Genomic DNA, 11,618 nt, shown 5'->3' with positions numbered 1-11,618 from the left:
GCGCAGAATCCCTGTGTCTTGGCTGCGGCGACACTATGTTTTGCCACGGGTCTGAGTTAGGTCCAGATGGATTTGGTTCCTAAGTCCAGAGCAAATTTAATTGAGACTTCAGGTCTCAATAATCAGCTATATTGAATCACTCCAGCAATCAAGCGGATCCCTTCGGGGATCCGGGCAGAGGGGATCGAAGAGTATGCCAGACGCAAATACTCGGTTGGTGGTGCCTCGCCCCCAAAGAACGGAGCACCCGGTTCGACCAGCACACCATCGGCGCGCAATTTCTCGGCCAGAATAGTCGTGTCCGTCCCCGCGGGCAGGCGAAGCCAGATTGATGATCCGCCATAGGTGCCTTGCCCAGCAATTTTAAGGCCATGGTCATTCAGAGCGGCGGCCATCACCTCGCGGCGCTCATGATAGGCCTTGCTCATCCGGCGGACGAGGGCGTCGTAGTGTCCTAAGGACAGATAGTAAGCAACCGTGCGTTGGATATGCCCCGGCGGATGGCGTAGAACAGTGGCCCGCAATGCACGCGCCTCGCGGATGAAGGGGGCTGGTCCTACGAGGTAGCCAAGACGCAGCCCCGGGAAAAGAGATTTGGAAAACGACCCCACATAGATCACCCGCCCGTTCTGATCGAGCGATTTGAGCGAGGGTGAAGGCGATTTGAGAAATGACATCTCAAACTCATAGTCATCCTCGACGATCACGAAATCTTCGGCTTCGGCCTTCTCTAGCAGTGCTCGGCGGCGTGCCATCGGCATTGTCGCGGCGGTGGGGCATTGGTGGCTTGGTGTGGAAAAGACAACATCGGTGTCGGGTGGCAGGCTATCAGGTGGCAGACCATCCTGATCCACAGGCACCATGCTTAGCTGGCAACGCGATTGGGTCAGGATCGTGCGTAAGGCCGGATAGCAGGGGTCTTCAATCGCCGCACGGCGGCGACCATTCAGCAGGACCTGAGCAGAGAGCCAAAGCGCGTTCTGGGCGCCCATCGTCACGAGTATCTCATCGCTATTGGCAAGGATGCCGCGCCGGGGCAGGGTCTGGCGTGCAATGAAATCCACCAGCTGCGGGTCATCGCCATCAAAGTAATCCGCTGTCAGTGCATTGAAGTCCCGCATACCCAGGGCACGCAAGGCGCAAAGCCGCCAGTTGGCGCTGTCAAACAGCGTTTTGTCGGCCTGCCCGTAAATGAAGGAATAGCGGTAGTCGGCCCAGTCGGCAGGTTTATCGAGGCTCAGCCCCGGTGTGAATCGTTGCCCGATGGTGCGGTTCCAATCCACGGTTCCGGCGTTAAAACGTTGGGCGGGAAAGGCGGGTGGTTCTGGCGCATTGTCAGACACGAAATAGCCCGAGCGCCCGCGTGATGTCAGATAATCATCTGCAACCAGTTCCGTGTAGGCCAGCGTGACGGTAATCCGGCTCACGCCCAGATGGCCGGCCATTTTCCGCGACGAAGGCAACCGCTCACCGGGGCGAAAGCGCCCTGCAAGGATACCTTGCGCGACCATCTGCTGAATGCGCGCCTGCAGCGTGCCCTCGGCAGATGGATCAAGAAAGAAGGTTTCAACAGAGATTGACATCGACTGGCCCTAATTTGTGATCAGATTGGACCTATTCCGACAGAGGTGCAAGGCAGCGATATCTTTCTGAAAGGCAGGAGCGACGGAGACGGGCGTCGCGCGCGTTTAATGGTTAACGCAAGCGGAGATGCCCCATGAGATTTCTACAGTTCGCCTTTATTGCCGTGCTTGGCATGACGGCATTGGCGACTGTCGCCACATCCGCGACACTAAAAACAGGCTGTGAGGTAGCGGCGCAGGTGAAAAACCCTGCGCCGACCAATGGTTAACCCAGAACCCGTGTGATTGCGGCATCGACCGCCTCGGTCACTTGGTTCATGTCGTCTTTGGTGGCGACCAATGCGGGCGCGAACAACAGGGTGTTGTTGTAACCGGGCAAAGACCGATTTGTAGCGCCGATGATGATGCCTTGTGCCATGCAATCGGCGACGATGGCGCCAACCTGCTTTTCATCGACAGGTTCTTTGGTGTTGCGATCAGTGACCAATTCAGCACCAGCAAATAGACCCATGCCGCGCACGTCGCCGATCCACTTGTGCTTGTCCATCAGCGCATGAAGATTGTTTTGAAGATGCTCGCCCATCGCAACAGAATTGCCGCGCAAGTCTTCCTCTTCAATGATCTTCATGTTCTCGATCGCGGCGGCGGGACCGCCTGTGCAGCCACCAAAGGTCGAGATATCGCGGAAGTAGCCCATGTGATCGGTGTCATCCTTGAACATGTCAAAGACGCGGTTCGTCGTGACGCAGCAAGAGATCGCGGCATAACCAGAGGCAACACCTTTCGCCATTGTCACGATGTCAGGCTGCACGCCAAATTGCTGGTAGCCAAACCAAGTACCTGTCCGGCCAATGCCGCAGACGACTTCGTCGATATGCAGTAGAATATCGTATTTCTTGCAGATTTCCTGAACCCGCTCCCAATACCCCTTCGGCGGAACAATGATACCGCCACCTGCCGTGATCGGCTCAAGGCAGAGCGCGCCGATGGTATCGGCACCTTCAGCAAGGATGACATCTTCAATGGCTTGGGCGGCTTTCGCGCCGTACTCTTCACCAAGGCTGCCATCTTGTGACCGGTATTCCATGCAATGTGGGACGCGAACAAAACCGGGGGTGAACGGACCATATTGGGCGTTGCGCTCATCTTGGCCGCCTGCCGACATCGTGGCGATGGTCGAGCCGTGATAATCGCGCTCGCGGTAAAGAATTTTCTGCTTCTTGCCGCCATAGTGCTTGTGGCTGATCTGGCGAACCATTTTGAACGCCTTCTCATTCGCCTCCGAGCCGGAGTTCGCATAGTACACGCGGTCCAGACCTGGCATTTTGTCGATCAGCATCTCGGCAAATTGCGCGCCAGGGATTGTGCCAGCTGTGCCACCGAAGAAGCACATCTTGGTAACAGCCTCAGAGATCGCCTTGCCGATCCGCTCACGGCCATAGCCGACGTTGACGGTCCAAACACCTCCGGAAACAGCATCGATATGCTCTTTGCCTTTGATGTCCCAAACGCGCAGGCCTTTGCCTTCGACGATGATGCGCGGGTCAATGGTTTCATAAGGCTTGTGCTGGCTAAGGTGGTGCCAGACGTGCGCGCGGTCAGCTTCGACCACATGCTCGGGATCATTTGCGAAGTTCAGCGTGTCCATGTCCGTTGCTCCAATGTTATTCGGGGAAGGACGGCGCGAATCCATCTGCGAGGCCATCCCAATGGTTATATTTGCGCGTAGGTACGATCTGGCTGATAGGGCCAGATTTCATGCTTGCATATAGCCAAAAATTCCAACGACTGTTAGAATAGCTGCTGAAAGATCAGAGTAAATGATTGAAATATTTGGGTAAATTTTCAAGACGGCGTTCGACGTGGTTTAGTAAGACCATAAGATTGCGCGATATCCGTGATTGACCTGCGGCTCTGAATTTCTTTCGCTGCATTCCAACTTGTCGCTGCTTCGAGGTTTTGAAAAGGCGCGAGGGCACTCTGGCGTGTGACGGCGCCGATCAACCGGCTGGCGATGTTGGGGCTTGGAACCCATGCCATTTCATGTTCAGCTACCACACCAAGGCGGAACAAACCTGCCAAAAAGATCGGTCTTTCAACTAAAGGCCGGAACACGGGAGAAAAATTATGACAATCAAGAACGCACTTATGGGTGCTGTGGCTGGTGTTGCGCTGATGACAGGCGCAACGCAGGCGGTGGCCGATGGTCACGGTGAAATCACAGTAGCTTACTTCCTTGAGTGGCCAATGCCATTCCAGTTTGCCAAAGTAAATGGCACATATGACGAAGCTATGGGCGTGACGGTGAACTGGGTCAGCTTTGACAGCGGTACCGCTATGTCCGCTGCAATGGCATCTGGCGACGTACAGATCGCGGTCAGCCAAGGTGTACCACCTTTCGTTGTTGCTGCATCCGCAGGTCAGGACCTTCAGATCCTCGACGTGGCCGTATCCTATGCTGAGAATGACAACTGTGTTGTGTCCTCTGGCCTTGAGATCGACAAAGACAGCGCAGACGAGCTGGCAGGCAAAAAAGTGGCTGTGCCGCTTGGTACTGCTGCGCACTATGGCTTCCTGCGTCAGATGGACCACTTCGGTGTCGATCTTGCGTCTTTGGACGTTGTTGACATGGCGCCTGCCGAAGGTGCTGCTGCATTGGCCCAGGGCCAGGTGGACATGTCCTGCGGTTGGGGTGGCGCGCTGCGCCGCATGAAAGAGCACGGCAACGTGCTGCTGACTGGCGCTGAGAAAGAAGAGCTGGGCATCCTGGTCTTTGACGTGACATCTGCACCTGCAGGTTTTGTGGCTGAGAACCCCGAAATGGTTGCCAAGTTCCTCGAAGTGACAGCGGCTGCAAACGCATCCTGGAACGACGGGTCCGGCGTTGACGAAATGCTGCCCGTGATCGCAAACGACGCTGGTATGGACGAGGCTGCAACAGCTGAGACTATGGCAACATTCGTGTTCCCAGACGTATCCACACAGCTGTCCGAAGCATGGCTCGGTGGAGCGGCACCTTCCTTCATGAAGGGTGTTGCAGACGTCTTTGTTGACTCTGGTTCGATCCCATCGGCGCTGGACAGCTATGAAGGCGCTGTGAACACTGGCCCACTGACGGACGTCAGCGAGATGTAAGTCATCTTTGCCGGCGCGGGGATAATCCGCGCCGGCATCCCCCATCTTTTTCCGTGATAAGCCCTGCCCGTGACAGGCAAGGTTTATCTGGGGAAACAATGGGATACGCCATGTCAGGGTTACAAATAGATAAGCTGTCGATGCGGTTCGACCTGCCCAATGGGTCGTCTGTTCAGGCATTGAAAGATGTCTCGCTCGACCTCAAAGCAGGTGAGTTGCTGTCGGTGCTGGGCCCGTCGGGCTGTGGTAAAACGACGCTTTTGAACATCGTCGCCGGGTTTTTGGCCCCGACTGAAGGACAGATCATTCTCAACGAGCACACTGTGACAGGGCCAGCCGCCGAACGCGGGATGGTGTTTCAGCAAGGCGCGCTTTTTGAATGGATGAGCGTGCGCGAAAATGTAGGCTTTGGTCCTTCGATGAAAGGCATGCCCAAGGCTGAGAAAACCGAGATTGTGGATCACCTGTTGGACGTGGTCGGCTTGCAGGACTTCAAGGAAAAAGCGGTCTACGAACTCTCGGGTGGTATGCAGCAGCGTGTTGCGCTGGCCCGCTGTCTGGCCAATGAGCCCGATGTCATCTTGATGGACGAACCTCTGGGTGCTTTGGACGCGCTGACGCGCGAAAAGATGCAGGGCCTTGTGCTGAAGCTGTGGAAAGAAACCGGCAAGACGATCATCCTGATCACTCACTCGGTTGAAGAAGCACTGCTGCTGGGCGAACGCCTGATCGTCATGGCACCACGTCCCGGACGTATTCACACCGAGTACCGCCTGCCGTTCGCCGAAATGGGCGTTGGGCAAGACCTGCGTGAGGTCAAGAAACACCCCAAGTTTGCTGAAGTTCGCGAGGAAATCCTCGGGATGATCTGGGACATGGAAGAAGAAATCATGGGCCGGACGGAGGACGCATAATGGAACTTTTGGGAAACCTCTGGGGCGAACTTTGGGCTGTTCTAACAACCCTCTTCGCGGCGGCACCTTACATCATCGGGTATATCCTGATCATCCTGCTGATGATGGTGATCTGGAGTGGTGTAAAGCGTCTACTGACGCCAAAGCATGACTACGGATCGCTGAAAACAGTGACATTTGGCGATGAAAGTGCGGTGACCTCAAATACGGTCGCATCGGTTGTCTCTATCGTGTTGATCTTCGTGTTCTGGGGCGCGTTTACGGGCTCCAAACTCTTGCCGGGCTTCTTGCATGCGCCGGGTCCATTCGTTGGCGAAGGATCGTTTGAATACACGATCACAACGCCTGCCGGAGAGACGGACACAGCGATGGTCAGCGTGGTCGTTCACCCCGCAACACAAGAGACCGCAGCCCCTGAAGTAGAGCCAGGTGATGGCATTGCCAAGAACGATTCAACTGCCATCGCCAGCTACCGCAGCGCGCTGCTGCGTGTAGATCGCAACGACGATATGGGTCGCGATGAAGAGACGTTCATCACCGCCGTTGATGGCCAAGCGATTGCGCCCGGCGGATCAGTTGACGTGGCCTTTGGCCGTGTTGCGATGTCTGAGAAGGGCACGCTGAACATCGTCCCTGCCACCGGCCTGCAGATGGAGCCGATCTGGCTACCAGCCCCCGAAGCGGTCTGGAGCCGCCTAGGCGAGATTGCGACCGTGGGGTATCGGAATTCAACGTTGGCTGAACATCTTGGGTATTCCTTGTTCCGGGTGATTGTGGGCTTCCTGCTTGGCGCTATTGTCGGGATTCCATTGGGTTACGCGATGGGCTTGTCCAACTGGTTCCGCGGTTGGTTTGACCCGATAGTGGAATTTATGCGCCCCGTCCCACCACTCGCCCTGATCCCGCTGGTGATCATCTGGGCGGGTATTGGTGAGGTCGGCAAGATTATTCTACTGTTCCTCGCGGCCTTGTGGATCATGGCAATTGCGGCGCGTTCTGGCGTGTCCGGTGTGCGGATTTCCAAAGTGCACGCCGCTTATTCGTTGGGAGCCTCAAAGTGGCAGATCATGCGTCATGTTATCATCCCCAACTCACTGCCTGAGATATTCACGGGTGCCCGTGTTGCCATGGGTGTGTGCTGGGGGACGGTTGTTGCGGCTGAACTGGTTGCGGCCGAAAAGGGCGCTGGCATGATGATCATGGTGGCCTCGAAATTCCAAAGCACAGACATCGTCTTGATGGGCATTATCCTGATCGGCATCATCGGGTTCAGCATTGATATGCTGATGCGGCAGGCCGAAAAATGGCTGGTGCCTTGGAAAGGTAAGGGTTGATCCTTCCCTTCTGATTGACAGCTCAGAGATCAAGGGTGAAGGTGTAATTCCTTCACCCTTTTTTGATCGATTACATTGCAATTTTCTGACTTTCTTTTGCTTGTGCCTGCCTTTTTGGGCTTTGTCGTTTTGTTTGGCACGCGGTTGCTGCGCGCATCACCTCGGGCCGCAACGACCAAGGCAAAGTTGCCGCCCAATCCCATTCTCGTCGATGGTTCTAACGTGCTCTATTGGGGGCAAGAGCCGTCTCCTATGGTCTTGCAGCGGATCCTGCGGAACTTAGAAGAAAAAGGGTATACGCCCATCGTCTTTTTTGATGCCAACGTCGGATATGTGTTGGACGATCACTATTATGACGAAGCTAAAGTCGCCGGGCTCATTGGCGTTCCTGCGCGGCATGTTTGCGTTGTAAATAAAGGTGAAATTGCAGATGAAGGCATCCTCGCGTTTGCGACGGATCATAACTTGCGCGTCGTCACCAACGACAAATATCGCGATTGGCGGGTGCGGTTCCCGCATGCGGCCAAGAAGGGTATTTTGATCGGTGGAACATGGCGTGATGGCGCGGTTGTCTGGCGTGCCAATATCTAAGTAAGGTTGTTAGTCGGGCAGTTACGGAAGGCCGTGATGGCGGGTCCGATCCCTGACAAATCAAATCCGAGAGATGTCTCGCCAAGGATCGCATGGGCACTGATGTTGAACTCCAATCCGTTGAGAACATTGTCAAAGCCCCGGTCTTTGACGGTGAGGCTGCGACCGTCATTGCTTAGGATGTGCCGGTCCGTTTGGATGTTGATCGGGCGGTCGCCGACAAAGGCCATGGCGAAGGCTTGGGCGTCGGGCCACGTGCCGTCGGGCAGAGTTACGGTGATGGTGTATTCGGTGATAGTGGGGTCGTAGGTGACGGTGAGTTCACCTGCATCGGACGTGTCCGTCAGGGTACAGATTGGGCTGGGTGAAAATTCCCACGCGGCGGCGGGTTGGGCAAAGATGAGGAGGGTGAGGAGGGTACGCATGAGAGGGATGTAGCGGGATCGGCGCGGTGGGCAAGCAACGCGCGGTGGGGTTGATGAAGATGTGATTAATGTAGGGTGGGTGCAACCCACCGTAGGGTGACGCGTGGGTTGCACCCACCCTACGGCTGTCCGGCGCAAAGTAAGACCGCAAGATGCCTTCACGTACGCCTGGCAGGGTGCAAAACAAGAGCATCAGCATAACCGCCGTAGCCACAGAAAAATCGGTTTCAACTTCAAGGCGCGAGAGATTTGCCGTGAAAATTACCGTTTCTTCCCGCCATACCTACTTTTTCCACCGCGCATACCCCCACGTCCACCAGTACTCCGCCCGGACGCTTTCTGCGCATCATCAACAGCCCGGTCCACCGCCTGCTGCCGCGCCAGTGGGTCGTCTGCCACGGTCAGTTCCACGGTCTCCAGCCGTTTGACCTCATCCCGCAGCCTTGCTGCCTCTTCAAACTCTAGGTTCTCGGCTGCTTTGCGCATATCCGTCCTTAGCCCGTCCAGCACGGCCTGCAAATTCGCCCCGGCCATTGGTTTGTCGACCTTGGCCGTGACACGGTTCATGTCGACGTCACCTTTGTAGAGGCCTGCCAAGATATCCTCGACGTTCTTCTTGACCGTCTGCGGCGTGATCCCGTGTTCTTCGTTATAGGCTACCTGCTTGGCCCGACGGCGGTTGGTTTCGCCAATCGCGCGTTCCATGCTTCCGGTTATCCGGTCGGCGTACATGATCACGCGGCCTTCGGCGTTGCGCGCGGCGCGGCCAGTGGTTTGCACCAGCGAGGTTTCGGACCGCAGGAAGCCTTCTTTGTCAGCGTCCAAAATGGCCACCAGCCCACATTCGGGAATGTCGAGCCCCTCGCGCAACAGGTTGATCCCGATCAGCACGTCGAAGGCGCCAAGGCGCAGGTCACGCAGAATCTCGATCCGTTCGATTGTGTCAATGTCAGAGTGCATGTAGCGGACCTTGATCCCCTGTTCATGCATGTATTCGGTCAGGTCTTCGGCCATGCGTTTGGTCAGCGTCGTGACCAACGTCCGATAGCCGTCGGCGGCGACCTTGCGCACCTCGTCCAGCAGGTCGTCGACTTGCATCTCGACGGGGCGGATTTCGATTTCGGGGTCGATTAGGCCGGTAGGGCGGATGATTTGTTCAGTGAAAACGCCGCCCGCCTGTTCCAGTTCCCAAGCGGCTGGTGTGGCCGAGACGAAGACGGATTGCGGGCGCATCGCGTCCCATTCTTCGAATTTGAGCGGGCGGTTGTCCATGCAAGAGGGAAGGCGGAACCCGTGTTCGGCCAGCGTGAACTTGCGCCGGTAGTCGCCTTTATACATGCCGCCGATTTGGGGGACGGAGACATGGCTTTCGTCCGCAAACACAATGGCGTTGTCAGGGATGAATTCGAACAAGGTGGGGGGCGGTTCGCCCGGCGCGCGACCTGTGAGGTAGCGCGAGTAGTTTTCGATGCCGTTGCAAACGCCGGTGGCTTCCAGCATTTCGAGGTCGAAGTTGCAGCGCTGCTCGAGTCGTTGTGCTTCCAGCAGTTTCCCATCGCCTACCAATTGGTCGAGCCGCATGCGCAGTTCTTTTTTGATCCCGATGACGGCCTGCTGCATCGTGGGTTTTGGTGTCACGTAGTGCGAATTGGCGTAGACGCGGACCTTGTCGAATGTGTCGGTCTTGTCGCCGGTCAGCGGGTCGAACTCGGTGATCCCCTCCAATTCTTCTCCAAAGAAGGACAGTTTCCAAGCGCGGTCATCAAGGTGGGCGGGCCAGATTTCGAGGGAGTCACCGCGCACCCGGAAAGTACCGCGCTGGAATGCTTGGTCATTGCGCCGGTATTGTTGCGCGATCAAGTCCGCCATGATCCCGCGCTGATCGTATTCGCGGCCCACATGGATGTCCTGTGTCATCGCCCCATAAGTTTCGACCGAGCCGATGCCGTAGATGCAAGAGACGGAGGCGACGATGATCACATCATCCCGTTCCAGCAGCGCCCGCGTGGCCGAGTGGCGCATGCGGTCGATTTGTTCGTTAATCTGGCTTTCTTTTTCGATGTAAGTGTCGGATCGGGCGACATAGGCCTCTGGCTGGTAATAATCGTAGTATGACACGAAGTATTCGACGGCGTTATCCGGAAAGAACCCTTTGAATTCACCATAAAGCTGGGCCGCAAGCGTCTTATTCGGCGCAAGAATAATCGCCGGCCGCTGTGTTTGTTCGATCATCTTGGCCATGGTGAAGGTTTTGCCTGTGCCGGTGGCCCCCAACAGGACCTGATCGCGCTCACCGCTCAGGATGCCTTCGGACAGTTCCTTGATCGCGGTGGGTTGGTCGCCTGCGGGTTCAAATTCGGTTTGCAGCACAAAGGCTTTGCCGCCCTCCAGCTTTTCACGGGTCTTGACGTCAGGGGCGGGGTTGGCAAGGAATTGCTCTGCCTCGCGTTTGTCGGTTTGGGCATAGGCCATGAGATCGGTCCTTTGGGGTCAGGCCTATAGTTGATGTGTTTGCAGGAGGGTTCAAGGGTGCCTCCTGACAGGATGTGTCAGCAGGCTGTGGCAGGAAACCACGCTTGTGCGATGACATTTGATTTGCTGCGGCTGATGGGTGCGTTAATGTGCCCAAAGTAAAGGGTTACAAACCAGTCGAGTGTCATGCGTACCATCTATCTAAGCCTCCTTTTGTGGATCATAGCGTCACCCGTCACTGCTGCGGAAATCTCATTCACGTCGCCGTCGGGCAATATCCGGTGTCAGATTCAGGATACGGTAGTTGCCAATGCGCGCTGTGACCTTGATGTGACTCGGCAAAGTTTCACCGAACGACCCGCATCCTGTGACGGCGTCTGGGGGACGTCCTTTGCTGTTTTGCTAACCGGACCCGGCATCGTGAATTGCGCGACCCGCACAATTGCGCGGGACGGGGTGGCGACGATCCTGCCCTACGGGGCCAGTATCAGTTTTGCCGGGATCATCTGCCGCTCAGAAGAGGTCGGGATGATCTGCACGAACGAAGACGGCGGCGGGTTCAGTATCCGCCGGGCCGAGCAGCGCGTGTACTGACGCCTCGCCGTTTTCGGCCCAATCTGAGCGAAAGTAAGGAAAGTCAGACTACCGCCACAGTGTGATGCGGGTAGGATTGGCGCGCTCATTTCCCTATATTTTCAGTTTTGAGCGTATTTTATGAAGGAGAGTATTATGAAAATGGAAGATAAAATCGGCAAAGCCGTGCGTGTTTCAATTCCGGCCTCCGTCGCGTCGGATATCGGCAGTCTGAAAAAGTCGTTTGGCACTATTCTGGACAAACTGGGCTGTCCGGCCTGCTGTTCGGGCCACAACATCTATTTGGAGCTGCAGCGCGATCACATCTTTGAACGCGATGTCAAAACGCGTCTGTCGGCGGCAAACCCGATCCGCAATCGCTTTGCCAAAGAGAGTGCGACGGTCAATGTTGCAGTTCAGCCTGCCTTTGCCAACAAGATCGACAACGTCTTTGACGCGATTGATCGCATCGCTGAAATCACCGGCCATGTGGCTTGTGCCACTGGCTGCGATATGTTCCTCAATCTTGAGCAGCAGTTTGCGCTGGATGAGAACCTCAACGTGTCCGAACGCGTCATGGCGGTTGGCTAA

At 56.2% G+C, this 11,618-nt stretch carries 11 protein-coding genes; 7 read left to right on the top strand and 4 right to left on the bottom strand.

Features of this window, described 5'->3' with window-relative positions; genetic code table 11:
* Positions 1-122: 122 nt before the first annotated feature.
* Positions 123-1,583 (bottom strand): MocR-like pyridoxine biosynthesis transcription factor PdxR, encoded by a 1,461-nt coding sequence (pdxR, locus tag DHN10_RS11265; protein WP_108815419.1) that lies wholly within the window; start codon positions 1,581-1,583, stop codon positions 123-125.
* A gap of 134 nt (positions 1,584-1,717) precedes the next feature.
* Between pdxR and DHN10_RS20105 the strand changes: the two genes are divergently transcribed.
* Positions 1,718-1,852 (top strand): hypothetical protein, encoded by a 135-nt coding sequence (locus DHN10_RS20105; RefSeq protein WP_267895719.1) that lies wholly within the window; start codon positions 1,718-1,720, stop codon positions 1,850-1,852.
* Here DHN10_RS20105 and DHN10_RS11260 read toward each other — a convergent pair.
* Positions 1,849-3,231, bottom strand: coding sequence for an aminotransferase family protein (locus DHN10_RS11260; protein ID WP_108815418.1), 1,383 nt, complete (start codon positions 3,229-3,231; stop codon positions 1,849-1,851). The two genes, DHN10_RS20105 and DHN10_RS11260, sit on opposite strands and share 4 nt — an antisense overlap.
* A gap of 479 nt (positions 3,232-3,710) precedes the next feature.
* On the opposite strand from DHN10_RS11260, the gene DHN10_RS11255 reads away from it, so the two are divergent.
* The 4 genes from DHN10_RS11255 (at position 3,711) to DHN10_RS11240 (ending at position 7,557) form a co-directional block, all read left to right on the top strand.
* A complete protein-coding gene (locus tag DHN10_RS11255) occupies positions 3,711-4,718 on the top strand; it encodes a taurine ABC transporter substrate-binding protein (protein ID WP_108815417.1) in 1,008 nt (335 codons plus the stop codon).
* 110 nt (positions 4,719-4,828) lie between these two features.
* Positions 4,829-5,632, top strand: coding sequence for a taurine ABC transporter ATP-binding protein (locus tag DHN10_RS11250; RefSeq protein ID WP_108815700.1), 804 nt, complete (start codon positions 4,829-4,831; stop codon positions 5,630-5,632).
* Positions 5,632-6,966 (top strand): ABC transporter permease, encoded by a 1,335-nt coding sequence (locus tag DHN10_RS11245; RefSeq protein ID WP_108815416.1) that lies wholly within the window; start codon positions 5,632-5,634, stop codon positions 6,964-6,966. The genes DHN10_RS11250 and DHN10_RS11245 overlap by 1 nt, the downstream gene beginning before the upstream one ends.
* Before the next feature lie 75 nt (positions 6,967-7,041).
* Positions 7,042-7,557 (top strand): NYN domain-containing protein, encoded by a 516-nt coding sequence (locus DHN10_RS11240; RefSeq protein WP_234417114.1) that lies wholly within the window; start codon positions 7,042-7,044, stop codon positions 7,555-7,557.
* Here the strand turns inward: DHN10_RS11240 and DHN10_RS11235 are convergent.
* Together DHN10_RS11235 and uvrB are read right to left on the bottom strand one after the other, a co-directional pair.
* The gene (locus DHN10_RS11235; RefSeq protein ID WP_108815414.1) at positions 7,554-7,982 is read right to left on the bottom strand and encodes an excinuclease ABC subunit B; all 429 of its coding nucleotides are present in this window, start codon (positions 7,980-7,982) and stop codon (positions 7,554-7,556) included. The genes DHN10_RS11240 and DHN10_RS11235 overlap by 4 nt on opposite strands.
* A gap of 261 nt (positions 7,983-8,243) precedes the next feature.
* Positions 8,244-10,454 (bottom strand): excinuclease ABC subunit UvrB, encoded by a 2,211-nt coding sequence (gene uvrB / locus DHN10_RS11230; protein WP_108815413.1) that lies wholly within the window; start codon positions 10,452-10,454, stop codon positions 8,244-8,246.
* Positions 10,455-10,640: 186 nt separating this feature from the next.
* On the opposite strand from uvrB, the gene DHN10_RS11225 reads away from it, so the two are divergent.
* Both DHN10_RS11225 and DHN10_RS11220 read left to right on the top strand, forming a co-directional pair.
* Positions 10,641-11,048 carry a DUF6636 domain-containing protein gene (locus DHN10_RS11225; RefSeq protein WP_108815412.1) on the top strand — a complete coding sequence of 136 codons (408 nt, stop codon included), beginning with the start codon at positions 10,641-10,643 and terminating at the stop codon, positions 11,046-11,048.
* 135 nt (positions 11,049-11,183) lie between these two features.
* Positions 11,184-11,618 (top strand): hypothetical protein, encoded by a 435-nt coding sequence (locus tag DHN10_RS11220; protein ID WP_108815411.1) that lies wholly within the window; start codon positions 11,184-11,186, stop codon positions 11,616-11,618.

This window comes from Loktanella sp. Alg231-35 (assembly GCF_900143545.1).
Lineage (GTDB): Bacteria > Pseudomonadota > Alphaproteobacteria > Rhodobacterales > Rhodobacteraceae > Yoonia.
Note: the sequence above shows the minus strand (reverse complement) of the source record. Positions and strands in the feature narration are given on the sequence as shown.

What these genes read in the sequence shown, in the direction of transcription:
- pdxR (WP_108815419.1), bottom strand. Translation starts at nt 1,583, where the DNA reads ATGTCAATCTCTGTTGAAACCTTCTTTCTTGATCCATCTGCCGAGGGC.
- DHN10_RS20105 (WP_267895719.1), top strand. Translation starts at nt 1,718, where the DNA reads ATGAGATTTCTACAGTTCGCCTTTATTGCCGTGCTTGGCATGACGGCA.
- DHN10_RS11260 (WP_108815418.1), bottom strand. Translation starts at nt 3,231, where the DNA reads ATGGACACGCTGAACTTCGCAAATGATCCCGAGCATGTGGTCGAAGCT.
- DHN10_RS11255 (WP_108815417.1), top strand. Translation starts at nt 3,711, where the DNA reads ATGACAATCAAGAACGCACTTATGGGTGCTGTGGCTGGTGTTGCGCTG.
- DHN10_RS11250 (WP_108815700.1), top strand. Translation starts at nt 4,829, where the DNA reads ATGTCAGGGTTACAAATAGATAAGCTGTCGATGCGGTTCGACCTGCCC.
- DHN10_RS11245 (WP_108815416.1), top strand. Translation starts at nt 5,632, where the DNA reads ATGGAACTTTTGGGAAACCTCTGGGGCGAACTTTGGGCTGTTCTAACA.
- DHN10_RS11235 (WP_108815414.1), bottom strand. Translation starts at nt 7,982, where the DNA reads ATGCGTACCCTCCTCACCCTCCTCATCTTTGCCCAACCCGCCGCCGCG.
- uvrB (WP_108815413.1), bottom strand. Translation starts at nt 10,454, where the DNA reads ATGGCCTATGCCCAAACCGACAAACGCGAGGCAGAGCAATTCCTTGCC.
- DHN10_RS11225 (WP_108815412.1), top strand. Translation starts at nt 10,641, where the DNA reads ATGCGTACCATCTATCTAAGCCTCCTTTTGTGGATCATAGCGTCACCC.
- DHN10_RS11220 (WP_108815411.1), top strand. Translation starts at nt 11,184, where the DNA reads ATGAAAATGGAAGATAAAATCGGCAAAGCCGTGCGTGTTTCAATTCCG.